Raw genomic sequence first — 26,392 nt, forward strand, 5'->3', positions numbered from 1 at the left:
CAGCCAAGCGTAAAACTTAAGGCGGAGCAACGACGTCTGACAAAATTACGTCATCGCTACGATTTGGTTTCCGGTCCACCATCCTATATTGGCCTCACCAAGGCCTTAACCACTTTGCTTGACAGAAAACCCGCCAAGCCATATTTCCCGGCCCGCAATTGGCACTCTCGCACCACGATTGCTAAATGCGCCGGGCGTCCTGCCTGGCGCCGACCGGGCCGGCATTCAACGCCGGTCTCGATGAACCGGACCTGAAACCGAGCCTCCAAGAGGGAAAGTCATGGCTAAATCCACCTTCCGCCCACTGCATGACCGCGTCGTGGTCAAGCGTATCGATGCCGAGGAGAAGTCCAAGGGTGGCATCATCATTCCGGACTCGGCCAAGGAAAAGCCGTCCCAGGGCGAGATCGTCGCCGTCGGCCCGGGTGGCCGCGACGAGGCCGGCAAGCTGATCCCGATCGACCTCAAGGTCGGCGACCGCGTGCTGTTCGGCAAATGGTCGGGCACCGAGGTCAAGCTCGACAACCAGGAGCTCCTGATCATGAAGGAGTCCGACATCATGGGCGTGCTGGCTTAAGCCCACCTCTTTTTCCGTCACCCTGAGGAGGCAGCGAAGCTGCCGTCTCGAAGGGTGAACATCCACAAACTCATCCTTCGAGACGCAGGCCAAGGCCCGCTCATCGAGCAATAACGGCAAAGCCGTTATGCAAGGGATGACGGCTTTCCAGGAGTTGAAAACAATGGCTGCCAAGGACGTAAAATTCGCCGGAGACGCCCGCGAGCGCATGCTGCGCGGCGTCGACGTGCTCGCCAACGCCGTGAAGGTGACGCTCGGCCCGAAGGGCCGCAACGTCGTCATCGAGAAAAGCTTCGGCGCGCCCCGCATCACCAAGGACGGCGTCACCGTCGCCAAGGATATCGAGCTCGACGACAAGTTCGAGAACATGGGCGCGCAGATGCTGCGCGAGGTCGCTTCCAAGACCAACGACACCGCCGGTGACGGCACCACCACCGCAACCGTGCTGGCGCAGGCCATCGTCCGCGAGGGCGCCAAGTCGGTCGCCGCCGGCATGAACCCGATGGACCTGAAGCGCGGCATCGACACCGCGGTCGCCGCCGTGATCAAGGACATCGAGAAGCGTGCCAAGCCGGTCGCCTCCTCCTCCGAAGTCGCCCAGGTCGGCACCATCTCGGCCAATGGCGACGCCGCGATCGGCAAGATGATCGCGCAGGCGATGCAGAAGGTCGGCAATGAGGGCGTGATCACCGTCGAGGAGAACAAGTCGCTCGATACCGAGGTCGACATCGTCGAGGGCATGAAGTTCGATCGCGGCTATCTCTCGCCCTACTTCATCACCAACGCCGAGAAGATGACCGCCGAGCTCGAGGATGCCTACATCCTGCTGCACGAGAAGAAGCTGACCGGTCTGCAGTCGATGCTGCCGGTGCTGGAAGCCGTGGTGCAGTCGGGCCGTCCGCTCCTGATCCTCGCCGAAGACGTCGAGGGCGAGGCGCTGGCGACGCTGGTGGTCAACCGCCTGCGCGGCGGGCTCAAGGTCGCTGCCGTCAAGGCGCCGGGCTTCGGCGATCGCCGCAAGGCGATGCTGGAGGACATCGCGATCCTGACCGGCGGTCAGTTGATCTCCGATGACCTCGGCATGAAGCTCGAAAACGTCACGGTGAACATGCTCGGCCGCGCCGGCAAGATCGTGATCGACAAGGAGAACACCACGATCGTCAAGGGCGCCGGCAAGAAGAAGGACATCGACGCCCGCGTCGGCCAGATCAAGGCGCAGATCGAGGAGACCACCTCGGACTACGACCGAGAGAAGCTGCAGGAGCGCCTTGCCAAGCTCGCCGGCGGCGTTGCGGTGATCAAGGTCGGCGGTGCGACCGAGATCGAGGTCAAGGAGAAGAAGGACCGTGTCGAGGACGCGCTGAACGCGACCCGCGCCGCGGTGCAGGAAGGCATCGTGCCCGGCGGCGGCGTCGCGCTGCTGCGCGCCAAGAAGGCGGTCGGCCGTCTCACCAACGCCAATGCCGACGTCCAGGCCGGCATCAACATCGTGCTCAAGGCGCTGGAAGCTCCGGTCCGCCAGATCTCGGAGAATGCCGGCGTCGAGGGCTCGATCGTGGTCGGCAAGATCCTCGAGAACAAGTCGGAGACCTTCGGCTTCGACGCCCAGACCGAGGACTATGTCGACATGGTCGACAAGGGCATCATCGACCCCGCCAAGGTGGTGCGCACCGCGCTGCAGGACGCCTCCTCGGTGGCCGGCCTGCTGGTGACCACCGAAGCCATGGTCGCCGAACTGCCCAAGGACGCTGCGCCGGCGATGCCGGGCGTCGGCGGCATGGGTGGAATGGGTGGCATGGGCGGCTTCTGAGCCCGGTCAGCGCATCAATATCGAGATCGAAGGCCGCCTCCGGGCGGCCTTCTTTTTGTCAGAGGCAGCAGCCTCCCTCACCTCTCCCGCTTGCGGGGGAGGTCGGATCGCATCGCAAGATGCGATCCGGGTGGGGGCTCTCACCGCAATATGACTCGCGGTAAGACCCCCACCCCACCCTCCCCCGCAAGCGGGAGAGGGAGCCCAGCATCGAGCCAACCTCACCGTGCGCCTACGCGACGCAGACGCCCGGCACCGCCACCTTCCGGAACAGATGCGGCGACGCCACCGCGGACGCCGGATAGGCCGAGAGCTTGGCCCTGAACTCGGGATTGGCGAAGGCAGCCCGAAAAGCCGCGGTCGATTCCCAGACCGCGTAATTCAGATAGGCCGGGCTGTCGCCGAGCGCGCGGTGCAGCTGGGTCGAGATGAATCCGGGCTGCCGCTTCATGATGACGGCGTCGTCCTGCCACGCCTTGAGGAACGTGTCCTCGTCGGCAGCATCGAGCGTGAAGAGGTTGACGAGCACGACGGCGGTGGCATCGACCGCGAGCTGGCGGTCGATCGGGAATGCGGGGTCGAGGGGGCGCATCTGCGGCATGGCTGGCTCCGTGATATGGTGCTATGATGTCATTCCGTTACGATGGATACATATCAATATTGACATCATGATGTCAATATACTCTTATGGTGACAAATGCCGCAGACCAAGCGCACCCCGGCCGGCGAGGCCCTGAGCAACCTGATTCTCGACCTGTTCAGGCTCAACAGCCTGCTGTTCACTGCCGGCGACCGGCTGGTGGCCGGGCTCGGGCTGACCAGCGCGCGCTGGCAGATCCTCGGCGCCATCATCGCCGCCGAACGCCCGCAACCGGTGGCGTGGCTGGCGCGCGACCTCGGCGCTGCCAGACAGAACGTGCAGCGGATCGTCAACGACCTCCAGCGGGACGGGCTCGTCACCTTCGAGACCAACCCGCATCACCGCCGCGCCCAGCTCGTGGTGCTGACCGGCAAGGGACAGCAGGCCTTCGACGCGGCCATGCGCCTGCAACTGCCCTGGGTAAACGGCCTCGCCGACGGTCTCTCGACAAAGGACATCGAAACCGTGAGCCGCGTCGTGACCGCGCTGCGCGGCAGGCTGGAAAGCAGTGAGGAGCCCGGTGCACGCGTATGACGCGCACCGGTACCCGCTTCGCATGAAAACGCTCTCAGGCCGCCGTTAGGCGGCCTTCTTTTTGGCCAATGACACACAGGTTTGCTAGTTACGACGGAACCGATTCTGCCCTTCGAGGACTTATCGTATGCGCGCGCTCCCGCTCCTGCTGCTCGGTCTTGCCGTCGTCTCGGCGCCCGCTCTCGCCCAGATGAAGCTGCAGCCCAAGGCGGCGCCAGGCGGCGGCCCCGAGACGCGCTACTTCAACTCGATCATCGGCCTGATGGACGGCAATGCCGACGTCATCCTGAAGGAAACCCGCCAGGGCAAGACCGTGACCGCGGCCGTGCTCGACGTCTGCTATCCCGTCGAGAAGGGCTCCGACCGCAAGGACCGCTTCATCGCCAACCTCGCCGTCAGCGGCCAGACCCTCGCCGGCACCAGCCAGAGCATCGCCGACAAGCAGCCGGTCACCGTCAAGCTGACCCGCAAGCAGACCGGCGACGATTTCGAGTTCCGCGGCCAGATCACGATCGGCCAGGCCGTGACCGAGGTCGCCTCGACGGACAATTCCGATCTCAGCGAGAAGGAATTCCAGGACAGCCAGGCCAGCCAGGACGACATCACGCCGCAGCCAAAGGATTTCACCGACGTCTCGCCGGAATCGATCGGCGTGCGGGTAAAGCTGGATGCGGCGGCCGAATTCCTGAAGAGCCTGAAGGGCGAGGCGGTCGAGATCGGCACCTCCAGCCTCGCGGTGACCTGCGACGAGATCCGCGCCGGCGAGCAGACCATCAACCTCACCGTCGATCCCGAGCGCGCAAGCGCGCTGCTCGCCAAGGCCAAAAGCACGCCCGGCGTGACCGCAGCCGGCTGGACCAGCGGCGCGTTCGAGATGGACCGCACGATCCGCTTTGCCGCCGCCGACTGGCGCGACGGTGACAAGATCAACAAGGACAAGCTCGCCTCCGCCGTCGCCGGCGTTCTGGCGAAGACGCTTGCTGCGAAGCCTGCCTCCGCCACATGGAACGCGAATACCGGCAAGCTGAAGCTGGTGCTGAAGCGGCCGAGCGCGGTCTATCCGGCGCTTGGCCTGATCCAGAACTACGAGGTCACCGCCCTCGTCTCGCCCGACAAGCCCGGCAGCTCGGACAAGCTGATGCTGTGGGTCTCGACGCCGACCGTCTCGACATCAGACGACAGCAGCGGCGCCAAGCTCAATCTTTCAGACGATTCCAGCGGCAGCGACGAGGAAGGCAGCGAGCCGAAGGACGACAACGGCGCGATCGACGCCCTGATCAAGGAATTTCGGGGCCAGCGCTGGGACGCCGACAAGTCGGTGTGGCGCTAACGCCGGCGCGCTAGACCGGGATGACTTTTCTTCGAGTCGTCATCCCGTTCCAGGTCTTTGATTTGAGCATGATCTCTTCGGAAAACCGCTACACACTTTCCCGGATCATGCTCTGGTGATTCAAGCCGCCCTGCTCTTCAGCGGCACGACATTGTCGCGCGCCGCTTTGGGCGTGGCGTCCGGACCGGACTGAAGCATCCCGTCGCTTCTGACGAACAGTTCAGAGCGAGGCTCGATCGCAACGCGATCGAGTAGCGCCCGCAGTTCGGGACGAAGTCCGTCGCCGCGCAGCGCGGCGATCGCATCAAAATTGCGCATGATGTTATCCATTGTATTTGAGACGATGATTTCGCGTTCGCGTTTTGCGGACCACCCGTTTCCCGATTGAGCGACGACGCACAAGAATCTGCGCCAAGCACCATGCCGACACAGCGGAATCTCGCTCGATGTCCGAGCGCACGCCCGATCTGGAATCGGGTGGCACGACACGCGTCTTCGAATGCTTATTGCGCGCATCGAGACAGCGCCGGTCGCGATACCGGCAACGCGCAAATGGAGACGATCCGATGTCAGAGGAAAACAAGAACGTGGTAGGCCGGTGGTTCAAGGAATTCTGGGGCAATCCCTGGAATCCGCGCATCATCAACGAGCTCGCCACATCAGACATTGTCGTGCACTACCCGATGCACGAGCCGAAGCGCGGCCGCGCCGCGGTCACGAAATTCATGACCGAGTTTCGCGAAGCCTTTCCGGATCTCAATTTCTGGGGCGTCGGCGATCTCATCGCGGAAGGCGACCTCGTCGTCGGTCGCTGGGAAGGTGGCGGCACCCACACCGGACCGGCGTTCAGCGACTTCCGCCTCGGCTCGCTGCCCGCAGCCTCGGGCCGCAAGATGACGTTCGCCGGCACGACCGTGCTGCGCGTGCGCGAGGGACGGATCGCCGAAGAGCTCGGGCAGGAAGATGCGCTGACCGCCATGTTTCAGCTCGGCCTCATTCGCTTGCCTGAACACAATGGCACAGCGACGCGGCCCGGCGGCGAGTTGCCTGCCGGATGGAACAACATGCCGGGATATCCGGAGGGACCGCGCTGAGCACGGCTGTGCGGCGTGGCTTCGTCGACGATCGCATCCTGGCTACCCGAACGCTATTCCCATAGCGTTCGGGTAAGCCAATCGATCGGTTCAGTGAAATTGAAGGTCTCTAAGTCGGTGCCTCGCTGGACACGTTCCAATGTTGCTGCGCCGGTATCGCATCTACAGATGCAGGCCGGCGCAGCCTCTCCGCGCGAACAGCGTTGCTCTACGACGGGAAGATCAGGCACGTCGTCGTGCCATGTGCAAGCAACCGTCCCTTGGTGTCGGTGACCCTGCCCTCGGCGGTGCCGATGCGGCGGCCGCAATTGAGCACCCGGCCTTCCGCCCGGATCGCGCCGGTGTCCGGCGTGATCGGACGCACCAGCGAGATCTTGAATTCGAGCGTGGTCTGGCTCGTGCCGGCGTCGAGCGTCGACTGCACCGCAAGCCCCATGCAACTGTCGAGCAGCGTGGCGGTGAGCCCGCCATGCACGGTGCCGGCCGGATTGAGATGCGCGTCCGTCGGCTCTAGCGTGACCACGACGCGGCCGCGCTCGGCCTCGGCGACGTCATAGCCGAGGGTCTGCGCGATGGTGTTGAGCGGTAGCGCGCCGGAGGCGAGCCCCTGGACGAATTCGAGGCCGCTCATCTGCGCTTTGCGTTCCGCACTGACGGTGCCGTAGCTCTTGGCCATTGCTGATCTCCATCGAGGTTATTGCATCAAGACGCGTGGCTGCCGCTTGCCTCGCAGCGAGGCGGGCGAGCGGCCGTAGAGCCTTGCGAACGCAGCGTTCATGCGCCTTGCACTGGAGAAGCCGGCGCGCTGCGCCACCAGAGAGAGCGGAAGATCGCTGCCATCGATCAGGCGCTTGGCGCGCTGCACGCGCAGCGACAACGCGATTTGCAGCGGCGAGGCATCGAGATGCTCGGCAAACAGCCGCGACAGATGCCGCGTGCCGATGCCGAGCCGGTCGGCCAGCGCCGCGACATCGCCGCGATCGAGTGCGCCCTCTTCGATCAGCGCCAGCGCGCGCTCGACCGTCGTCCGAGTGCCCCTCCACGCCGGACAGAACGGCGCCGCCTCGGGACGGCAGCGCAGGCAGGGCCGGAAGCCGGCGCGCTCCGCCGACGCGGCGCTGCCATAGAATTTCACATTGCGCGCCAGCGGCGTGCGCGCCCGGCAGACCGGGCGGCAATACACGCCGGTGGTCTTGACCGCGACGAACACGATGCCGTCCCAGGCCGGGTCGCGGCGCTGAAAGGCGGCATATTGTGCGGCGAAATCGAGCATGCGATCGCTATAGCCGCGCACGCACGCCGCGACGACCCGGTTTGCGGAGACGACGTCCGGAAACGACCGCTGCGTCCTGAGCCCCGCACTTTTACGGGGACTGCGACCAAAAGACTTCGTGCTGCCGCAGTTCGGTCACTGAAAATTAAGGCTCGATTTAGTTTCGGGGATCATCCTTTGCGTCACCGAACACAGGTCACGCCATGCAAGACCGCGAGCCGATCAGTGCTGCGAGCATCTGGCCAACAGATGTGACGGAGGGTCATTCGCCGGCGCAGACGGCGGACCTCTGGGACGTCTCCAACGAGAACCACGACGCCGCCCTGCTGCTGCGGGAGCCATTCGCCGATCGCATCGGCACCGCGCTGCTGGCAGCCACGGCCCTTGCCGCAAGCTTCGTGCTGGGCTGGACCGGCGGCGCCAACTGGCACGACTTTGCGGCGCCCGCCCCGGTCTCGGTGGCTCAGAAGGAAGCGCCTGTCCCCCACGTCGCGGAGACGCGGCCGAGCCCCAAGATCGAGGGGAGAATCGAGAGCCCGCGGCGGACCGCGTCCAACGCGGACCCCGCCGTCACCGGCAGCATTCCCAAATCCGTTGCCAATCCGCGCCCGCAGGTGCTCGGTGCCGCGCCCACGACGTTGAGCGCGCAGGCCATGGCGCTCGGGCCGAAGCAGCCGCTTCCGGCAGCACCCGAGACGCGGCCAAGCACCATCCCCGGCTGGTCAGTGGTGGAGGTTCGCGACGGCACCGCCGTGCTCGAAGGGCCGGAGGGTGTCAAGATGGCCGCGCGCGGCGACGTCGTCCCCGGACTGGGACGGGTCGATTCCATCGTACGCTGGGGCAACCGCTGGATCGTCGCCACCGCCAGCGGATTGATCGCGACGCCCTGAGCGGGTGCGCTCGACGCGCCAGCGCGTTACGCCGCCATCAGTTACTGTTGATCACGAAACGCAGCGACTTGCTGCCGATGAACGTGACCTGATCACCCTGCCGGCGCCAGGTCGTCATATCGCCGAGTGCTGCGAGCAGATCCTTGTCGGCCTGCGCCCGCTCCGGCGCGCAGCTGCGGTTCTCCATCGCGCCGGGAACGAAGACGATGGTGTTGCCGGCTACCGAGAACTGGCCCTTGCCGCCGTCGCACCACAGCTCGAGGATCACCTCGCCATTGTCGCCGACCTCGATCGAGGGGATTCGCTTGGAGCCCGGCATGCGCGCGGCATCGAGCGTCATCACGAAGCCGAACGGGAATTCCTCCTGAGCCTCGGCCGGAACCGCGACGACAGCCGCGGCAAGCAGCGCCAACGCGGCGATGCCGCCATTCAGAATCCGTTTCATCGACATCATGCCAGTCCTCGAAATACCCGCGCAACGCCGCCCTTGTATGGGACGAGGCTGCGATTGACCAGAATGGCGGCGCCAGAAAAAGCGCTTGAAACGCAAAATCCCCGCGGGCTCGCCGCCCGCGGGGATCTCTGGTCCGACGACGCGTCGCGATGCTATTTCAAAACCATCGCCGTGAACGGATAGACATAGGCCTGCAGGGTCACGAACAGGCCGACCAGGCACGCCAGCACGATCGAGTGCAGGAACACGTAGCGCAGGATCGAGCCCTCGTGGCCGTACCAGTTGGTCGCGGTCGAGGCGACGACGATCGATTGCGCGTCGATCATCTTGCCCATCACGCCGCCCGAGGAGTTCGCCGCTGCCATCAGGATCGGCGACAGGCCGAGCTGCTCGGAGGTGATCTTCTGCAGATTGCCGAACAGGATGTTCGAGGCGGTATCCGATCCGGTCAGCGCCACGCCCAACCAGCCGAGCAAGGTGCCGAAGAAGGGATAGAGCACGCCGGTCGCCGCGAAGGCGAGACCGAGCGTGGCGTCGACCCCCGACAGCCTGGTCAGCGTGCCGATCGCCAGCATCGCCGAGATCGTGATCAGCGATATCGCGCACAGTTTGATGGTGCGGCCATAATCGGCGATCATCCGTAGTGGCGAAAAGCCCGCCAGGAACCCGGAAATGATCGCGGCGATGAGCATGCCGGTGCCGGTGAACGACAGATAGGTGAAGCCGAACACGGCGCCTTCCGGGGTCGGCTTGGCCGCCACCGGCGGCATCTTGTTGATCATCTTGTCGAGCTCGGGGATCGGATAGTTCACCGTGAAGATCGAGTTCGCCCAGGTCTTGAAGGCGCCGTTGCCCCAGATCAGCATCACGATGCAGACGATGATCCACGGCAGCAATGCGGTCCAGAGCTCGCGGTTGGTGAGCGGCGTCTTGTCCATCGGCTTCGGTGCGGTCATCGTCGCCGCCGATTCATCGCGCCCGCGCAGCGCCGGCGACAGCCAGAGCTGCTTCGGCTGCCAGATCTTGAGGAACAGGATCAGCGCGCCCATCGAAATCAGCGAGGCGCCGATGTCGACGATCCAGGGGTTGATGTAGTTCGAGATCACAAATTGCGGGACCGCGAAGGAGACGCCGGTGACCAGGATCGCTGGCCAGACCTCCTTCATGCCGCGCCAGCCCGCGAATGCCCACACCACCCAGAACGGCACGATCAGCGAGAACAGCGGCAGCTGCCGGCCGACCATCGCGCCGAGGATGTAGGGATCGAGCCCGGTGACCGAGGCGAGACCCTGGATCGGCGTGCCGAGTGCGCCATAGGCAACCGGGGCGGTGTTGGCGATCAGCGACAGGCCGGAGGCCGCGAGCGGTGAGAAGCCGAGCCCGATCAGCACCGAACCGGTGATCGCGACCGGGGTGCCGAATCCCGATGCCCCCTCGAAGAAGGCGCCGAACGAAAACGCGATCAGCAGCAATTGCAGGCGGCGGTCCTCGGTGACGCCGCCGACCGCGCGCTTCAACAGCTCGAACTGGCCGGTTGCAACCGTGAGCTGGTACAGGAAGATGACGTTGAGAACGATCCAGCCGATCGGGAAGAAGCCGGAGACGATGCCGAGCACCGAGGCGCGGATCGACATGTTGGCCGGCATCGTGAAGATGAAGATCGCAATCAGATTGGTCAGGATGACCGCAATGATGGCAGCGATATGCGCCTTCACCTTTCCGCTGGCGATCAGGATCAGCAGCGTGACGACGGGAATGGCGGCCGCGATCGTCGACAGTGCCGCATTACCCAGCGGATTGTAGATTTGATTCCAGGTATTCATCTCGGGTCCTCCCCATGTTCTTATGCAGCGCGCCGGCCTGCCAGCAGGCCGGGCGCTGGTGCGATTGCGGGAGTCCGTCTACAAAACTTGAAGCCCCGGCTCGCGAATGAACGATCGGTAAGGATCGCTCACATCCTCGCGAAAATCGAAGGTCCCCCGCCCCTCGCCGTTGACTGCCATGCTAGGGTTGACTCGCTCGCCGGGACAAGCCAACGCTTGCATGCCAGGCTTACGACTTTAGTCGATGTCCACTCCGATTGTCCCGATTCTTCAGGCCTTTGCGGCCCCCTTCCCCGGAGACGATAATCTGTGAACAACATTCGCTCGACACTCGCGACGGTGTGGCGCATCGCATCGCCCTTTTTCAAATCCGAGGACAAATGGGCCGGCCGCATACTGCTTGGCGCGGTCGTCGCGATCGAGCTGTCGTCAGTCCTCATGGACGTGCTGATCAACCAGTGGCGCAACCGCTTCTACACCGCGCTGCAGAACAAGGACTGGGACACGTTCAAGCGCGAAATGCTGGTGTTCTGTGCGATCGCAGCCGTCTCGGTGGCCCTCGGCGTCTACCAGCTCTACCTGAATCAGTGGCTGCAGATCCGCTGGCGCAAATGGATGACCAGTAAATATCTGCGCGACTGGGTGCATGACGCCAACCACTACCGCATGCAGCTCGCCAACGATGCGGCCGACAACCCCGACCAGCGCATCACCGACGACGTCAAGCTGTTCGTCGCCCAGACGCTGGCGCTGGGCCTTGGCCTGTTGAACGCGGTGGTTTCGCTTGCCTCCTTCGTGATCATCCTCTGGGGGCTCTCGGAACTGCTGCCCCTGACCCTGTTCGGCATCGATCTCTCGATTCCCGGCTACCTGGTCTGGGCCGCCTTGGTCTACGCCATCTTCGGCACCATGCTGACGCAATGGATCGGTTCGCCGCTGGTCGGTCTCGATTTCAACCAGCAGCGGCTGGAAGCGGACTTCCGCTTCAACCTGGTGCGGGTGCGCGAAAACTCCGAGCAGATCGCGCTGCTCAAGGGCGAAGGCGCCGAGCGCGGACGGCTGCTGGATCGGTTCGGCCGCGTCGTCGCCAACTGGTATGGCATCATGAGCCGCACCAAGCGGATCACCGCCTTCACACAAAGCTATGCGCAGGCGTCGGTGGTGTTTCCCTTCGCGCTGGCGGGCCCGGCCTATTTCGTCAGCAAGACGGTGCAGCTCGGTTCCCTCATCCAGATCGCCGAGGCCTTCGGCAAGGTGCAGGACTCGCTCTCGTTCTTTGTCTCGGCCTACCGCACCTTGGCGGAGTGGCGCGCGACCGTCGCCCGTCTCGACGGCTTCGAGAACGCGATCGCGGCCGCAGAAAAGCTGGCCGACGATCCTGCCGCGATTCACGAAAAGCCCGCGGCCGGCGGCGAGATCGCGCTGCCGCAGCTCTTGGTCAAGCTGCCGAACGGTACGCCGCTGGTCGCGGCCGAGCATTTCAGCTTCCGTCCCGGCGAGCGGACACTGGTGACCGGCCCCTCCGGCGCCGGCAAGTCGACGCTGTTCCGTGCCGTGGCCGGCATCTGGCCATTCGGCAACGGCGCGGTCGAGATCCCGGCCAATGCCAGCCTGATGATGCTGCCGCAGCGTCCCTATCTGCCGATCGGGTCGCTGCATGACGCCGTCGTCTATCCGGGCGAGGCCACGCAATTCGAGGCGGGCCGGGTTCGCGACGTCCTCACCGCGGTCGGACTGCCTCAGCTCGCGGCGCGGCTCGAGGAAGAGGCGCACTGGAACCGGATGCTGTCGCTCGGCGAGCAGCAGCGCCTCGGCATCGCGCGGGCGCTGTTGCATGCGCCGCAATTCCTGTTCCTCGACGAGGCGACGGCCTCGCTCGACGAGCCGTCGGAAGCCGCGCTGTACAGGCTGATCGCCGAGAAGCTGCCCAACACCACCGTGGTTTCGATCGGCCACCGCTCGACGCTCGGCGCCTTCCATGAGCGCAACGTCACGCTGGTCCGCGATGGCGACCGCTTCAGCTTGCGTGACACGGTCAAGGTCGCCGCGTCGTAGCGGGGACTACTGGCTCAGCCGCGGCCACGGCCTGCGGCTGACCCAGCGGTGCCAGCCATAGGCGAAGGCCGCCAGCATCAGGACGCCGGCGAGCACCGGTGCGAGCAGGAACGCCCACGGCAAATTGCCGGAGACGATCAGGAGCGGACTGATTCCCGCCGGCGGGTGGAAGGTGTCGGTCACGACCATCACCAGGATTGCAACCCCGACCGCGGCGGCGGCCGCCCAGGCATGCGGCCCGGTCAGGCACAGCACCGCAAAGCCGGCCAGTGCGGACACCAGGTGTCCACCGATCAGGGCGCGCGGCTGGGCCGGCTCGGCCTCCGGCGATCCCACCACCAGCACGATCGAGGTTGCGAACGGGATCACGCCCAGCGGATATCCGGCCGCAACGGAGAACCACTCCATCGTGCCGATCGCGATCGCGCCGCCGAGGCCCGCCACCGCGCCCGCAAGCAGGTCGCGCCGCCCCACCCGCATCAATGCCTTCACCGCGGTCCGGTCCGATGCCATGAGCCCTGCCCACAAAAACAAAGGGGCGGCAGATTACTCTGCCGCCCCGCGATCTCCGAAAGGAGAAATTACTTCAGGCTGGACGCCGCCGTCAGGTCGACCGAGAGCTTGGCGATGCCTGCCGCGCCGCACCAATTGGAGCCGGTGCCGAGCGGGTTGATCGGGGTCACGTTGGTGGTGCCGCCCGCGGTAAAGTCGCTGGTGAAGGCGCTGCAATTACCCTTCGACAGGTCGGTGTCGGAGTAGCGCAGATCGAGCGTGAACACCTTGTAGGTGAAGCCGATGCCGATGTTCCAGGTGTTGTAATCGGCATACTTGATGCCGTTCGGGAACGCCGGAACGCCGTAGAAGCTGTCCGAGGTGCCGAGCCACTGGCGGCCGAACTCGCCCGAGACATACATGCCGACGCCGCTCGACCCGAACGTGGTGCTGGGCGCGGTGTACTTGCCGATGATCGAGGAGTAGTTGCCCCAGGCGCCGGTGTTGAGGAAGTTCGGCGAGTAGTATTCGTTGATGGTGAACGCCCAGTTGTCGTTGATGGTCCAGGTCGCCTTGCCGTAGACTTCGAAGAACGAGACGTCCTTCTTCATGACATTGCCGTTCGGCAGGAAGTTGGCGGCGCACTGCGCGCTGAGCGGGTTGCCGGCGGTGTCGAAGGGGCCGCCGAAATAGCAGGTTCCACCCGGATACAGGTAACCCCAGACACCGATGTCGAAGGCGAAGGCGCCGAAGGTCGGGCGGATACCGCCGTAGACGTCGACTTCGGCCGCGGCGCGGTTGGCGAAGGAGATGCTTTCGGTCGAGGTACCGATGTAGAGCTGTAGGTCCTTGTTGACGTTGTAGCGCGGCTCGAAATACGCGGTGACCGACGGATTGTGGTTCGACTGGGTGACGCCGCGGAAGATGTAGTCGTTCATGATGCCGGCGCCGAAGGCGATGTCCCAGGGATCGAAGGGAGCCGGCGGCGGCGCCTTGACGGCCTTCACCGCCATGTCAGCTGCCATTGCCGAGCTCGAAATCATTGCTAGCGCCGTTGCTAACAAGGCCAGTTTCTTCATGACGATCCCCATCTACTTGTCCAGACAGCCCAGCTCCGTGGCCCCCCAGGGCGCGCGATAACGGACTGCAACTAAATCGCGTGGGTTCAATCTGCAGGTCGTGCACGGTACCGTGAAGCAAAAAAGACATGCATGTGCCGACTTTTTAGGCGTTCCAGCCATTTCGCCGCACGTTGACTTGCGGGTGTTGCATTTGCACCACAAAACAGTCGCTCCCGTAGCGGTTGAGCCGGGCACCGGAAGTGGGGGATGAGCAACAGCCGGCCTGCAGCGAAAGCGCCAAAGCGAATCGCCGTACCCGCAAAAACACGGGCCGCCGTCGTGGAACGGAATCGTGGAACGGAAAAAGCCGCAGCGGCGTCCGCTGCGGCTTCGGTCAGGTGAACCTCTCCGGGAAAGCTGCGGCTAGTGGTGCTCGCCACTATCAGAGCTGCCGGCGCTCCAGCCCGGCGCGGGTTCATGGCTTGGCGTCGCCCAGCTCGGGGCCGGCTGCGGCGCGGGCTCGGGGGCCGGGGGCGCTGCGACCGGCGCAGCCGGCTTCGGCGCGGCGGCCTTCTTCGGAGCGCTCTTCTTGGCGGCTTTCTTCGCAGCCTTGGGGGCGGCTTTCTTGGGGGCCGCCTTCTTCGGAGCAGCCTTCTTGGCCGCTTTCTTTGCAGTCTTCTTGGCCGACTTCTTGGCTGACTTCTTCGCTGATTTCTTCGCCGCCTTCTTGGCGGATTTCTTCGCGGCCTTCTTGGCCGACTTCTTCGCCGCTACGGCCTTCTTGGCCTTTTTGGCCTTCTTGCTTTTCTTCGCCTTCTTCGACTTCGCCATCGTGGTCCTCCTGTTGCCGCTGATTTGAGTCCACCGGGCGTATTGAAGTGATCGCTTGCCGGTCGTTGGCTGCGCCTCGGAGAGAGGCCCCTCCACTTCGCTTGTCGGGCATGATGGCCGCGCGATCGCTTCGCGTCTGTGGCAAGGAAGCGCCGGTCCTTCACGTTGCATCAGGGCAAGGCTGGGGTCCGGATCATGCTCGAGTGGCAGTCGATCAATTCAATCCTGGCCGGGGACCTCCTGTCGCCCAATCGAGAAGCTCAATCGTGTGCACCACAGGAACTGACGTACCGCCGGCAATCTGAACCATGCACCCAATATTGCCCGCAGCGATCATGTCCGGTTTGACAAGCGCAATATTGGCGACCTTGCGATCGCGCAATCTGCTCGCAATGTCGGGCTGGAGAATGTTGTAGGTCCCCGCCGAACCGCAACACAAATGGCTCTCAGGCACATCTTTCACCACGAATCCATTCTTGGAAAGCAATTCTTTCGGTAGCTGAGTTATTTTCTGTCCATGCTGCAACGAACAAGCCGAATGATAGGCGACGGTGACGTCGCCTATCTGCGTTGAAGGCGCGAGCTCGAGGCCAGCGAGATACTCGGTGATATCCTTTGCCAGCGCCGAGATTCGCGCGGCAGGCTCAGCGAATGTTTTGTCCTCGCGCAGCAGGTAGCCGTAGTCTTTGACAACTGTCCCACAGCCCGAGGTCGTCACCAGGATGGCGTCGAGCCCGTTCTGGTCCGCTTCCCTTTGCCACACCGCGATGTTGGCTTTCGCGCGCGCCAGCGCGTCGTGATCCTGCCCCATGTGATGGGTCAGCGCGCCGCAGCATTGCTCGTCCTTGACCAGCACCACCTCGACGCCGTGCCGGGTCAGGACGTTGATCGCGGCCTGGTTGATACGCGGCGCCAGCACCTGCTGGGCGCAGCCCTGCAGCAGCGCGACCCGGCCGCGGCGCCGGCCGGTCGGCGCAAACACGGTTCCGGCTGATGGACCCGGCTGCGGCAGGCCGCGCGGCGCGAGCGCCAGCATCGCCTTGATCCGCCGTAAGAGGCCGGGGTTCGACGCGCCGACCGAAGGCGTCGGCAGCAGCGCCGCGAACGGACGGGCGAGCCCGGCGAGGATCATGCTGATCCGGAACAGGCCCGGCCGCGGCAGCACGAAGGCGAGCACCGACCGCAGCAGCCGCTCGGCCAGCGGCCGCTGGTAGTCCCGCTCGATCCTGACCCGGGCCTGGTCGACGAGGTGCATGTAATTCACGCCCGACGGACAGGTGGTCATGCAGGCGAGGCACGACAGGCAGCGGTCGATATGCTTGACCACGTCTGCTGTCGGCGGCTTGTTCTTCTCCAGCATCTCCTTGATCAGGTAGATGCGGCCGCGCGGGCTATCGAGCTCGTCGCCGAGCAGCACATAGGTCGGACAGGTCGCGGTGCAGAAGCCGCAATGCACGCAGGCACGCAGGATCTTGTCGGCTTCCTTGATGTCGGGATCGGCAAGCTGCGCCAGGGAAAACTCGGTCTTCATGCAGCCCCGCCTCGCCTCATCCGGCCGCGGTTGAGGATCGACCTCGGATCGAAACTCGCCCGGACCCGTTCGCCGAGCGCGGCAAGGCCGGCCGCCTGCGGCTGGAACACATCGACCGCACGGCGCACCTCCTCGCCGGCGCGGATCAGGGTGGCGTGCCCGCCGATCGCCTCGACCTGGCCGCGGACCAGCGCGGCGTGCGCGTCGGCGCTCTGCGGCAGTGCAGCCCAGATCAGCCCGCCGCCCCAGTCGTAGATCACGTCGCCGCCGGTTGCGCGCGACAGCGCCTGGCCCAGCGCGCCGCCAGCGGCCGGCGGGCAAACGATACGCCACACCGGCCAGGCCCCGAGCGCGCCGTTCGCCGCAAACGGCACCACGTCGCGCAGCGCGCTCCAGATCGCAGCCGAGGCGTCGTCCGCGAGGAAGTCGACCGCTCCATAAGAAGATAGTGTCTGGGTCAGCGAGGCCGCCCGGTGTGCCACTGAGGCCGAAATGCCCTCGAGCCGCACCAGCGTGACTGCCTGGCCGGAGGCGCCAAGGCTGCCGAGCGCACCGATCCCGGACCGCAACGCTGAGCCCGGCAGATGCGCGGCGCCTGAAACGTCGAACGGCGAGCCCAGTGCCGTGGTCATCGCCCGGTTGGCGGTGACGTCGTCGAGGGAGCGCAGCACCAGCGTCCGCTCGGCTTCCGGCTTCGGCATGACCTTGAGCGTCACCTCGGTCATGACCGCGAGCGTGCCCCAGGAACCGGTGAGCAGCTTGCAGAGGTCGTAACCGGTGACGTTCTTGACCACCCGTCCGCCGGTCTTGAAACTGTCGCCGAACCCGGACACCGCGTGCGCCCCGAGCAGATGGTCGCGGGCGCCGCCGGCCTTGATGCGGCGCGGACCGGCCAGCCCAGCGCCGATCATGCCGCCGATCGTGCCCGCTCCCGCAGTGCCGAGCAGCACCGATGTGTCCATCGGCTCGAAGGCGAATTGCTGGTTCTTGGCGTCGATCAGGGATTGCACGTCGGCGAGCGGCGCGCCGGCCTGCACGGTGATGATCAGTTCGTTCGGCTCATAGGAGGTGACCGCGTTGAGCACCGAGACGTCAAGCACCGCATTGGTCGCCATCGGATGACCGATGGCGCGCTTCGTTCCATGGCCAATGACCTCGAGCGGCTGCTCGCCGGCGACAGCCGCGCGCACCACCTCTTCGACGTCCTGGGCATCCCTGACTTTGAGCGTTTCCACACGCTAGGCGGTATCGAAATTCGGCTCCGAAATCAAATGCGCGCCGAACAAATCTCTGAATGCGACAAGCCCGGCCTCGGTGATCTCGACGGAACGGCCCGGTGGCGGGGGCCTCGACCGTGGAAACGGCGTCACGCCGCCTTACCCGGAACGTCCCGCTCAGCTCAATAATCCGCCGCCCTGCGAAAGGCAGGAACACGATATTTCCGCCTGCTGGTCGGCACCGCAAGCCCCGATGTCGGGACGCTCGCAGTGGTGCGGTTTCCGCCGCGACACTTCGGCCATGGTCGAAGCATTTTCACGACATCGACATTTCGGTCACCACCGAACTGAGTTCGCCGGAAGGTCCATTATCTCTCGCGTCGCGGTTCGGCCCGGCAAGACGGTTGGTACGAACCATCTGGAGGCGATCATGAAACGTTCGGAAGTCACGACCACGACGATGATGCTTACCCGGCGATCGGCCATCGGCTCGTTCGCGATCATGGCGATCGCCGGCGTCTCGCCCTGGGTCGGATCGCAAGCTCGATCGGAGCAAAGCAACGGAGGAATGCAAATGAAGCACTATGCGATGAGCACGAGAACCATCAGCGATGCAATCAACACATCAGGCCTTCTGGTGGTGGCGCAATGGGAGGCAAAGGAGGGACAGGCCGACAAGGTCGCGGCAATTCTCGACGGCTTCCTGCCCGAAGCGCAGAAGGACGCCGGCACCAAGCTGTTCCTGATCGGCCGCGGCAAGGACAATCCGGCACAATTCCTGTTCTACGAATTGTTCCAGGACGAAGCGGCGTTCAAGGCGCATCAGGAGAGCGCCTACTTCAAGACCTACATCGCGGAGCAAGCGCTGCCGCTGCTCGCCAAGCGCGAGCGGACGCAATACGCCCTCCTGTAACGGGACGCCGCCGCGGGGAGGAAGCTAAGCGTTTTCGAGCGAAGTGGACACCGGTTCGCGTGAAGAAAACGCGTCAAAACAAGAAGCCAGAGCTTCGGTTCTGATTCAATCAGAACCGAAGCTCCATTCCTTCCCGCGGACGCGGATCAGATCGATGCGCTGCTGTTGCCGAGCCTTGCGCGCAACTCGACCCGCTCGGGCGAGCGGCGCCAGAAGCCTATGATCGAGCTCCGCGCCAGCGCTGCCGCCTCGAGCTTCTCGACCTGGCCGCGGAGCCGGAGTGCGTGTTTCTCGACCAGGTGCCAGGACGCGACGGCGACGCCGAAGGCGAGCGGCAGGCTGATCAGGATGTTGAGATACCAGTGCTGAACCAGCGGGCCGAAGGTCGCAATGCACTGCTGGATGACGAAGCCATAGAGATAAAGCCCGTAGGAGTAATCGCCCGACGAGACGATCCAGCTCCGCCGCGGGTTCATCAGGCCGAGATAGCACGCGACATAGGCGGCCGGCACCGCCGCCAGCGCGTCGCCGCGCCCGGTGGCCATCGCGGCGGCGCACAGCACCAGCGCGAACAGGAAGACGGTCCGGTTGAACGGCACCTTGTCGCGCCAGAGGTAGAAGCCGACGCCGGCGAGGAAGCAGAACACCAGAAGATGCGGGCGAAGCTGGATCGGCACCTCGTCCCAGCGGTAGAGGTCGTAGCCGGCGAGCCCGATCTGGGTGATCACCATGAACACAAGATACGCCACCCTGTTGAAGCAAATCGTGGTCACCGCGAGCAGCGCCAGGATGACGTAGCACCACAATTCATACGGCACCGTCCAGAGCTGGGCATTCACCAACTCAGGCAGCGGATTGTGCAGGAATACGCCCGGCAGTTCGTAGTGGATGTCGCCGACGATATTCAGGAAATAGGCGTGGAATTTCGGGTCGGCGAGATATTGCGCCAGCGGCAGCTCAGTGAAGAGCGAACCGATGATGACGGCCGACAGCGTGGTCTCGACCGCGAGCGCCGGTCCGATCCGCAGCACGCGCAGGCCGAGGAAGGAAATCAGGCTCTTGCACCTCAACAGGCTCGCCGTCACCAGAAAGCCGCTCAGGGCAAAGAACAGCGCAAGGATCATCGCGACGCCGATGCGAAGCGTGCTCTGGATTTCCAGCGCGCGGCCGAGCCCGAGCGTCACGTTGAGGCTGTGCAGGCCGATGATCGACACCGCCAGCGCAATTCGCATGTAGTCGAACCCTGCGGGCCGATTGCGCGAAAGCGCCAGCTGATCGGCCAGGCTGGGCATCGATGTGTTGCCGAAGACATGCATCTTGGGAAAATACCGAGGAACAGTCTAAGGCCGTGTAAACGGTCCCCGCTGCAAATTGCAGCGACGCGCGATGGGCCCTGTCGGCCATCGCGGAAAGCATCGGTTAAGGTTATCGGCTGGTGAGCGCGATCCGTCGAATTGTATCGACCGGCCTCGCGGCTGATACATCTCCTGATGCCCGAAGGAACAGACTTGCGTCATCGTAACTCGGCAACCCCGTGATCACGGCTCAGCGGCCGCAGGCAGAACGACCATGAAGATCAAAGTGCCAGCCATCGCACTGCTTGCGATGATCGCACCAGGACAGGCGCGCGCCCAAATGCTCACCGATGCCGAGGCGACGTTCCTCGACCAGCTTGTCACCGCGGCCGCGGTGCTCGAACAACGATGCATCGGATATGAGGCCGATGGCGCCGGCGGCGTTCAACTCGGCGCCAGACTGCTCGGCAGCCCCAATGCAGCGATGGCAATGATCAGCGCCTTCGACGCGGCCATCAAGGCCAACGACGGCAATGACTACGATCCGCGTAAATTCCGCCCCGAGGTGACCGAAGCGGCCGGCAAAACGTTCAAGCGAGTCCGGGCGGAGTTAATCAAAGACCCGGAAGGAGCCTGCGCCGAATATGGCGATACCAGCGCGGCGCTGGGTCTGCTGAGACGCTACTAGAACCGCGGGATATCCGGAAACGCCAGCTTGCCGGCGTGGACATGGACGCGGCCGAGTTCGGCGCAACGGTGCAGGGTGGGAAACACCTTGCCGGGGTTGAGCAGCCCCTCCGCATCGAACGCGCATTTCAGCCGCTGCTGCTGGTTGAGGTCGATCTCGGTGAACATCTCCGGCATCAGGTCGCGCTTCTCGATGCCGACGCCGTGCTCGCCGGTCAATACGCCGCCGAGCTCGACGCAGCAGCGCAGGATGTCGGCGCCGAACGCCTCCGCCTTCTCGATCTCGCCCGGCTTGTTGGCGTCGTAGAGGATCAAGGGGTGCAGATTGCCGTCGCCGGCGTGGAACACATTGGCGACGCCGAGGCCGTATTTCTCCGAGAGCTCGCGGATCCGCGCCAAGGCCTTGGGCAAGGCGCCGCGCGGGATCGTGCCGTCCATGCAGAGATAGTCCGGCGAGATGCGCCCGACCGCGGGGAATGCCGCCTTGCGGCCGGCCCAGAACAGATTGCGTTCGGCCTCCGAGTTGGAAATCTGCAGCGTTACCGAGCCGCAGCCCTTTGCGATGGTCTCGACCCGCGTGATCAGCTCGTCGACCTCGATCTGGGGACCGTCGAGCTCGATGATCAGGAGCGCCTCGACATCGAGCGGATAGCCGGCATGGACGAAGGCTTCCGCGGCATGGATCGCGGGCTTGTCCATCATCTCCATGCCGCCCGGGATGATGCCGGCGCCGATGATGGCAGCCACGCATTCGCCGGCGGCTTCCACCTCGGCGAAGCCGACCATCAGCGCGCGCGCGGTCTCCGGCTTCTGCAGGATGCGCACCGTGATCTCGGTGATGACGCCGAGCAGCCCCTCGGAGCCGGTGATGATCCCCATCAGATCGTAGCCGGCATTCTCGGCCGACTTGCCGCCGATGCGCAGGATCTCGCCCGACATCAGCACGATCTCGCAGCCCAGCACGTTGTTGGTGGTCATGCCGTATTTCAGGCAGTGCACGCCGCCGGAATTTTCCGCGACATTGCCGCCGATCGAGCAGGCGATCTGCGACGACGGATCGGGCGCGTAATAGAAGCCGGCATGGGCGACCGCCTGGCTGATCGCGAGGTTGGTGACGCCGGGCTCGGTGACAACAACGCGGTTGTCGAAGTCAATCTCGCGAATCCGCTTGAACTTGCCGAGCCCGAGCAGCACGCCGTCGGCCAACGGCAGCGCGCCGCCGGACAGCGAGGTGCCGGAGCCGCGCGGCACCACCTTGATGCCCTGCCCGTGGCAATATTTGAGGACCTTTGCGACCTGTTCGGTGGTATCGGGCAGCACAACAACCATCGGCGGCTGCCGATAGGCGGTCAGGCCGTCGGATTCATACGCCAGCATCTCGGCGGCGCTGTCGATCACGCCCTCGCCAGGGACGATTGCGCGCAAGGCGGCCACGATTTCGGCGCGGCGGGCAAGGACGGCCTGGTCGGCCGCCGGCATCATGATGGACATCGTTGTTCCCTCGGAGGGCTTTTGCCCTTTGCCGATTTTGTTACGACAAATCAAGCACGTCTGCACCTGTTTCAGTCAACCGGCCGAAGGTCGGATTGCCCCGCCCCGCAATGGCGAGTTCTCTCTGGGACAAGCGGGCGGCCATGAAACCTGTCAAAGTTTCGTGGCTTGTCCTGTCCAAGCCGGACATGCCACAAACGATCACTACCCCCCGGGACGAAACGAAGAGAACCCCATGAACCTAAAGACCTTGAGCGCGCTGGCGGTCGTCACATCGCTGGCCACCGCATCCTCCGCGCTGGCGCAGGATGCCGCCGCCGGCAAGACCTCGTTCAACAAATGCCTCGCCTGCCACGCGATCGGCGAAGGCGCCAAGAACAAGGTCGGCCCCGAGCTCAATGGCCTCGACGGCCGCCATTCCGGCACCGCGCCGGACTACAATTATTCCGACGCCAACAAGAATTCCGGCATCACCTGGAACAAGGACACCTTCCTCGAATACATCAAGGATCCGAAGGCCAAGATCCCCGGCACCAAGATGGCGTTCGCCGGCGTCAAGAACGAGACCGAGGCCAACAACCTCTGGGCCTACGTGTCGTCGTTCGACAAGGACGGCAAGCCGAAGTAATCGACCGTAACGGTCTGAACTCCGCCTCAAACCCGCCCTGGCGCAAGCGTCAGGGCGGAGTCACCATCGCGATCAGCGCGGCAATTGGTCTTGGCGAGATCGACCACCTCGTCGCCGCGGCCGCTCATCACGGCGCGCAACACCCACAGGCTGAAGCCCTTGACCTGCTTCAGCGTGATAATCGGCGGCATCGACCGTTCCTGGGTCGCGGTGACGACGTCGAGCTCCCCAGGGTCCTCGACCCTACATCAGACTCCGCCAGATCACGCGGAGCTTGTTTGGCACGTTACGCCGTCCGAAACGGCCGCGCCGCCTCCACGGCCCAGTCGCGCAGATGATTCAGCAGGTGGAGGGTTCGGGCGTTGGGCACGTTGACAAAATAGTAGCCGGTCTGGAGTTGCAGGGGACGTTCCGCGAGCTTCTCGAGCCTGCCTTCGTCCACGGGCGTCGTAATATAGGCCATATCCATCAACGCAACGCCGGCGCCGGCCATTGCGGCATCGAGCGCCTGCGCGCGGGTTTCCACCGTCAACCATTTGATCCGCCGTTGGGCCAGCGTACGATCGTGCTGCTGCCAGATCGACCAATCCGCGAATCGCGATCGGGCCCTAATCAGTGGTGTGCCGTGCCAGATCTTTGCAAAATTTGTCTTGGCAGAATTTGCCGGTTTGGCGCTCGTCGCGGCACGGGCCACGACATCAGGTCTGGCAACGGGCATCAGGGTTTCCCGGAACAGTAGCGTCGAGGAAAGCCCTTTCCACGCCCCGCGGCCGTGGCGGATGGCGCAATCCATGTCTTCCGTTTTGAGGTCGACAGCTCTCGTCGTTGTAGAGATAGCGACCTCGATCAGGGGATGCCGCGCCTGAAATTGCGAAATGCGCGGGATCAACCAGTGAGAAGCAAAGGTCGCGATCGTGCTTACACGGATCTGCCCGCGATAACGTTGAAATGGTTCAACCGCCGCCTCCAACCGGTCGAGCGCGTCGCCCATGCCGGCGACCAATCGTTCGCCGTCCTCGGTCAGCGAAATTCGCCGGCCGACTTTTCTCACCAATGCCACGCCGAGGCGCTTTTCCAATTCGGCAATCCGGTGCGACAACGCCGACCGGGTAACGCCCAGTTCTTCGGCCGTCTCGGTCAGGGTGCCGAGCGTGGCGAACAGCGAGAGCGCTGTGAGTGCACGCGCCGATGGTGGAACCGACCGTCCCATCGAGTCCTCCTGATTGGTGAGATATTTTCACCAATTGGGGGATGTGGGCAAGTTATCATCCGCTATCGTTTCGAACAGGACAGCAAGATGGGAACCGAAAACTTCCGGCAGCTCGCGGCCTATAATCATTGGGCCAACCTGCGGCTCTACGGCGCCGCGCTTGAACTGCCAGAGGAAGCCTATCGCCGTTCAACCGGCGTGTTCTTTGGCAGCCTGCACGGGACGCTCAATCATTTGCTGCTGACGGATCGGATATGGTTGAAGCGATTGACCGGCACCGGCGAGCATCCGGATCGCCTCGACGCGATTTTGCACGACGATCGCCGCGATCTTCTTCGCGCCCGGATGGCGGAGGATGCGCGCTTGAATGAGTTGGTCGAAAGCTATACCGGCGCCGATCTCATGGAGCCCATCGCCTATCAGACAACGTCGGGCAAACCCTATCGCCAGCCGCGGCAGGATATCCTGCTGCATCTCTTCAATCATCAGACCCACCACCGCGGCCAGGCGCATGCGTGCTGCTCAATCCTGACCGGCAGCGAGCCGCCCTCACTCGACCTCTTAGCCTTTCAGCGCGGCGTGCCTGCGCCGAATTTAGGTTGAGCCGACGCAAGAACGGGGCGACGGTCAACCCTAAAGCGCGATGAGATCAGGTAGAATCGTCATCGCGCTTTAGATTCTTGTTTAAGCATGATCTCTTCGGAAAAACCGCTTCGCACCTTTCCGGATCATGCTCTAGCTAGCGCGGCAGCAAATTGGTCTTGGCGAGATCGACCACCTCGTCGCCGCGGCCGCTCATCACGGCGCGCAGCACCCACAGGCTGAAGCCCTTGACCTGCTCCAGCGTAATGGTCGGCGGCATCGACAATTCCTGGGTCGCGGTCACGACGTCGAGCACCGCCGGGCCGTCATGCGCGAGCACGTTGCGGATCGCGCCCTCGAGCTCGCCGGGATCCTCCACCCTGACGCCGTGAATGCCCATCGCGCGGGCCATCGCCGCGAAATCGGGATTCTTCAGATCGACCCCGGTCTCGATGAAGCCGGCGGCCTTCATCTCCAGCGCCACGAAGCCGAGCACGCTGTTGTTGAAGATCACGACCTTCACCGGCAGCTTGGCCTGGGTCAGCGTGATCAAATCGCCCATCAGCATGGCAAAGCCGCCGTCGCCGGACATCGACACCACCTGCCTGCCGGGCTGCGCCGCCTGTATGCCGATCGCCTGCGCCATCGCATTGGCCATCGAGCCATGGACCCAGGAGCCGATTAGCCGGCGCCGGCCGTTCATCTTCAGATAGCGGGCGGCCCAGATCGTCGGCGTGCCGACGTCGGCGGTGAACACCGCATCCTCGGTGGCCTGCTCGCTGAGCAGGCGCGCCAGATATTGCGGATGGATCGGCTTCGAGCCGGGCTTGCCGCGGGCCAGATCGTCGAGCCCGGCGCGGGCGTCCTTGTAATGCGCGAGGCTGGCGTCGAGGAACTTGCGGTCGGTCTTGACCGTGAGCTTCGGCAACAGCGCGGCGATGGTCTCGCCGACGTCGCCGACGATGCCGAGGTCGAGCTTGCAGCGGCGGCCGAGATTTTCGGGACGGAGATCGACCTGGGCGATGCTGATGCCGGTCGGGAAAAACTGCTTGTAGGGAAAGTCGGTGCCCAGCATCAGCAGCACGTCGCAGCCATGCATCGCGGCGTAACCGGAGGAGAAGCCGATGAAGCCGGTCATGCCGACGTCATACGGATTGTCGTACTCGACATATTCCTTGCCGCCGAGCGCGTGCACGATCGGGCTCTTCAGCGTCTCGGCGAGCTTGAGCAGACCGTCATGCGCGCCGGCGCAGCCGCGGCCGCAGAACAGCGTGACGCGCTTGGCGCCATTGAGCAAAGCGGCCAGCGCGTTCAATTCGGGTTCGGCCGGACGCACCACCGGTGCCGGCGGCAGCAGGCCGGCATTCGGCGCGATGTCGCGCTTCGGCGCCGGCCGCATCGCGACGTCGCCCGGCAGCACCAAGACGGCAACGCCGCGCTTGCCGATCGCGGCGCGGATCGCGTTCTCCAGCATGTAGGGCAGTTGCGACGGGTCCGACACCAATTCGCAATAATGGCTGCATTCGCGGAACAGGTCCTGCGGATGGGTTTCCTGGAAATAGCCGCCGCCGATCTCGGCCGACGGGATCTGCGCCGCCAGCGCCAGCACCGGTGTGCGGCTGCGATGCGCGTCGAACAGGCCGTTGATGAGATGGAGATTGCCCGGGCCGCAGGAGCCCGCGCACACCGCAAGGCCTGCCGTGATCTGGGATTCGGCGGCGGCGGCGAAGGCGGCCACCTCCTCATGGCGCACATGCAGCCAGTCGATCGTGCCGCGCTTGCGCAACGCCTCGGTGAGGCCGTTGAGGCTGTCGCCGACGACACCGTAGATGCGCTTCACGCCGGCCTGGGCAAGGGTTTCAGCGATGAGGTCGGCGACGTTGTCGATCCGCATGGGGCTTATCCTTTGGGTGAGATCTGAAGAACCGCGCGGCCGCATGATGTTCGGCGCGATGGACCCGCGCAAGCCTTAGC

General features: G+C 64.4%; 26 protein-coding genes and 1 pseudogene. 11 read left to right on the plus strand and 16 right to left on the minus strand.

The features are described from left to right. Positions 1 to 280: 280 nt before the first annotated feature. Both V5279_RS37070 and groL read left to right on the plus strand, forming a co-directional pair. Positions 281 to 577, plus strand: a complete 297-nt coding sequence (locus tag V5279_RS37070) for a co-chaperone GroES (protein WP_018269780.1) — start codon at positions 281 to 283, stop codon at positions 575 to 577. A 163-nt stretch (positions 578 to 740) separates the two neighbouring features. Next, complete coding sequence (gene groL, locus V5279_RS37075) at positions 741 to 2,387, plus strand: chaperonin GroEL (RefSeq protein WP_338691879.1); 1,647 nt, start codon at positions 741 to 743, stop codon at positions 2,385 to 2,387. A 232-nt stretch (positions 2,388 to 2,619) separates the two neighbouring features. Here the strand turns inward: groL and V5279_RS37080 are convergent, their stop codons facing one another. Further along, the gene (locus V5279_RS37080; protein ID WP_338691880.1) at positions 2,620 to 2,988 is read right to left on the minus strand and encodes an antibiotic biosynthesis monooxygenase family protein; all 369 of its coding nucleotides are present in this window, start codon (positions 2,986 to 2,988) and stop codon (positions 2,620 to 2,622) included. A gap of 96 nt (positions 2,989 to 3,084) precedes the next feature. Here V5279_RS37080 and V5279_RS37085 point away from each other — a divergent pair, with 96 nt between their 5' ends. Continuing rightward, a complete protein-coding gene (locus V5279_RS37085; RefSeq protein ID WP_338691881.1) occupies positions 3,085 to 3,561 on the plus strand; it encodes a MarR family winged helix-turn-helix transcriptional regulator in 477 nt (158 codons plus the stop codon). Between the two features lie 127 nt (positions 3,562 to 3,688). Next, a complete protein-coding gene (locus V5279_RS37090; protein WP_338691882.1) occupies positions 3,689 to 4,891 on the plus strand; it encodes a hypothetical protein in 1,203 nt (400 codons plus the stop codon). Between the two features lie 120 nt (positions 4,892 to 5,011). On the opposite strand, the gene V5279_RS37095 is transcribed toward V5279_RS37090, so the two are convergent. Then, entirely contained in the window at positions 5,012 to 5,209 is a 198-nt protein-coding gene (locus tag V5279_RS37095; RefSeq protein WP_338691883.1) for a hypothetical protein, read from the minus strand. Between the two features lie 128 nt (positions 5,210 to 5,337). On the opposite strand from V5279_RS37095, the gene V5279_RS37100 reads away from it, so the two are divergent. Beyond that, positions 5,338 to 5,985, plus strand: coding sequence for an ester cyclase (locus V5279_RS37100; protein ID WP_338691884.1), 648 nt, complete (start codon positions 5,338 to 5,340; stop codon positions 5,983 to 5,985). 208 nt (positions 5,986 to 6,193) lie between these two features. On the opposite strand, the gene V5279_RS37105 is transcribed toward V5279_RS37100, so the two are convergent. Both V5279_RS37105 and V5279_RS37110 read right to left on the minus strand, forming a co-directional pair. Next, positions 6,194 to 6,661 (minus strand): PaaI family thioesterase, encoded by a 468-nt coding sequence (locus V5279_RS37105; RefSeq protein WP_338691885.1) that lies wholly within the window; start codon positions 6,659 to 6,661, stop codon positions 6,194 to 6,196. Positions 6,662 to 6,679: 18 nt separating this feature from the next. After that, positions 6,680 to 7,258: a bifunctional transcriptional activator/DNA repair enzyme AdaA gene (locus V5279_RS37110; protein ID WP_338701606.1), complete on the minus strand. Its 579-nt coding sequence runs from the start codon at positions 7,256 to 7,258 to the stop codon at positions 6,680 to 6,682. 251 nt (positions 7,259 to 7,509) lie between these two features. On the opposite strand from V5279_RS37110, the gene V5279_RS37115 reads away from it, so the two are divergent. Continuing rightward, complete coding sequence (locus V5279_RS37115) at positions 7,510 to 8,148, plus strand: hypothetical protein (protein WP_338691886.1); 639 nt, start codon at positions 7,510 to 7,512, stop codon at positions 8,146 to 8,148. Positions 8,149 to 8,185: 37 nt separating this feature from the next. Here V5279_RS37115 and V5279_RS37120 read toward each other — a convergent pair whose 3' ends face one another. Further along, complete coding sequence (locus tag V5279_RS37120) at positions 8,186 to 8,602, minus strand: META domain-containing protein (protein WP_338691887.1); 417 nt, start codon at positions 8,600 to 8,602, stop codon at positions 8,186 to 8,188. A gap of 152 nt (positions 8,603 to 8,754) precedes the next feature. Then, positions 8,755 to 10,425, minus strand: a complete 1,671-nt coding sequence (locus V5279_RS37125) for an L-lactate permease (protein ID WP_338691888.1) — start codon at positions 10,423 to 10,425, stop codon at positions 8,755 to 8,757. Between the two features lie 309 nt (positions 10,426 to 10,734). On the opposite strand from V5279_RS37125, the gene V5279_RS37130 reads away from it, so the two are divergent. Continuing rightward, on the plus strand, positions 10,735 to 12,480 hold the full coding sequence (locus V5279_RS37130) for an ABC transporter ATP-binding protein/permease (RefSeq protein WP_338691889.1): 1,746 nt from the start codon (positions 10,735 to 10,737) through the stop codon (positions 12,478 to 12,480). A gap of 6 nt (positions 12,481 to 12,486) precedes the next feature. On the opposite strand, the gene V5279_RS37135 is transcribed toward V5279_RS37130, so the two are convergent. From V5279_RS37135 to V5279_RS37155, 5 genes are all read right to left on the minus strand, one after another. Further along, a complete protein-coding gene (locus tag V5279_RS37135) occupies positions 12,487 to 12,993 on the minus strand; it encodes an HPP family protein (RefSeq protein ID WP_338691890.1) in 507 nt (168 codons plus the stop codon). A gap of 68 nt (positions 12,994 to 13,061) precedes the next feature. After that, the gene (locus V5279_RS37140; RefSeq protein ID WP_166298654.1) at positions 13,062 to 14,051 is read right to left on the minus strand and encodes a TorF family putative porin; all 990 of its coding nucleotides are present in this window, start codon (positions 14,049 to 14,051) and stop codon (positions 13,062 to 13,064) included. Positions 14,052 to 14,456: 405 nt separating this feature from the next. Next, positions 14,457 to 14,864 (minus strand): histone, encoded by a 408-nt coding sequence (locus V5279_RS37145; RefSeq protein WP_338691891.1) that lies wholly within the window; start codon positions 14,862 to 14,864, stop codon positions 14,457 to 14,459. Positions 14,865 to 15,078: 214 nt separating this feature from the next. Further along, a complete protein-coding gene (gene glcF, locus V5279_RS37150) occupies positions 15,079 to 16,395 on the minus strand; it encodes a glycolate oxidase subunit GlcF (protein ID WP_338691892.1) in 1,317 nt (438 codons plus the stop codon). Further along, complete coding sequence (locus tag V5279_RS37155; RefSeq protein ID WP_338691893.1) at positions 16,392 to 17,630, minus strand: FAD-binding protein; 1,239 nt, start codon at positions 17,628 to 17,630, stop codon at positions 16,392 to 16,394. The genes glcF and V5279_RS37155 overlap by 4 nt, the downstream gene beginning before the upstream one ends. A gap of 412 nt (positions 17,631 to 18,042) precedes the next feature. Here V5279_RS37155 and V5279_RS37160 point away from each other — a divergent pair, with 412 nt between their 5' ends. After that, positions 18,043 to 18,525, plus strand: coding sequence for a putative quinol monooxygenase (locus tag V5279_RS37160; protein WP_245284563.1), 483 nt, complete (start codon positions 18,043 to 18,045; stop codon positions 18,523 to 18,525). 146 nt (positions 18,526 to 18,671) lie between these two features. Here V5279_RS37160 and V5279_RS37165 read toward each other — a convergent pair whose 3' ends face one another. Next, entirely contained in the window at positions 18,672 to 19,817 is a 1,146-nt protein-coding gene (locus tag V5279_RS37165; RefSeq protein ID WP_338691894.1) for an acyltransferase, read from the minus strand. Positions 19,818 to 20,094: 277 nt separating this feature from the next. Here V5279_RS37165 and V5279_RS37170 point away from each other — a divergent pair, with 277 nt between their 5' ends. Next, positions 20,095 to 20,508 carry a hypothetical protein gene (locus tag V5279_RS37170; protein ID WP_338691895.1) on the plus strand — a complete coding sequence of 138 codons (414 nt, stop codon included), beginning with the start codon at positions 20,095 to 20,097 and terminating at the stop codon, positions 20,506 to 20,508. Here the strand turns inward: V5279_RS37170 and V5279_RS37175 are convergent. After that, complete coding sequence (locus V5279_RS37175) at positions 20,505 to 21,998, minus strand: FAD-linked oxidase C-terminal domain-containing protein (RefSeq protein ID WP_338691896.1); 1,494 nt, start codon at positions 21,996 to 21,998, stop codon at positions 20,505 to 20,507. The genes V5279_RS37170 and V5279_RS37175 overlap by 4 nt on opposite strands. A gap of 235 nt (positions 21,999 to 22,233) precedes the next feature. Here V5279_RS37175 and cycA point away from each other — a divergent pair, with 235 nt between their 5' ends. Beyond that, positions 22,234 to 22,626, plus strand: coding sequence for a cytochrome c-550 CycA (gene cycA / locus V5279_RS37180; RefSeq protein WP_338691897.1), 393 nt, complete (start codon positions 22,234 to 22,236; stop codon positions 22,624 to 22,626). Positions 22,627 to 22,652: 26 nt separating this feature from the next. Here cycA and V5279_RS37185 read toward each other — a convergent pair. After that, positions 22,653 to 22,871: pseudogene (locus V5279_RS37185) on the minus strand (hypothetical protein); the annotation flags it as partial. A gap of 41 nt (positions 22,872 to 22,912) precedes the next feature. After that, the gene (locus V5279_RS37190; protein ID WP_338691898.1) at positions 22,913 to 23,836 is read right to left on the minus strand and encodes a LysR substrate-binding domain-containing protein; all 924 of its coding nucleotides are present in this window, start codon (positions 23,834 to 23,836) and stop codon (positions 22,913 to 22,915) included. A gap of 87 nt (positions 23,837 to 23,923) precedes the next feature. Between V5279_RS37190 and V5279_RS37195 the strand changes: the two genes are divergently transcribed. After that, the gene (locus tag V5279_RS37195) at positions 23,924 to 24,439 is read left to right on the plus strand and encodes a DinB family protein (protein WP_338691899.1); all 516 of its coding nucleotides are present in this window, start codon (positions 23,924 to 23,926) and stop codon (positions 24,437 to 24,439) included. A 136-nt stretch (positions 24,440 to 24,575) separates the two neighbouring features. Here the strand turns inward: V5279_RS37195 and poxB are convergent, their stop codons facing one another. Next, positions 24,576 to 26,312 (minus strand): ubiquinone-dependent pyruvate dehydrogenase, encoded by a 1,737-nt coding sequence (poxB, locus tag V5279_RS37200; RefSeq protein WP_338691900.1) that lies wholly within the window; start codon positions 26,310 to 26,312, stop codon positions 24,576 to 24,578. Between the last annotated feature and the right edge of the window lie 80 nt (positions 26,313 to 26,392).

Origin of the sequence: Bradyrhizobium sp. 26S5 (assembly GCF_036923295.1) — a bacterium.
Taxonomy (GTDB): Bacteria; Pseudomonadota; Alphaproteobacteria; order Rhizobiales; family Xanthobacteraceae; genus Bradyrhizobium; species Bradyrhizobium septentrionale.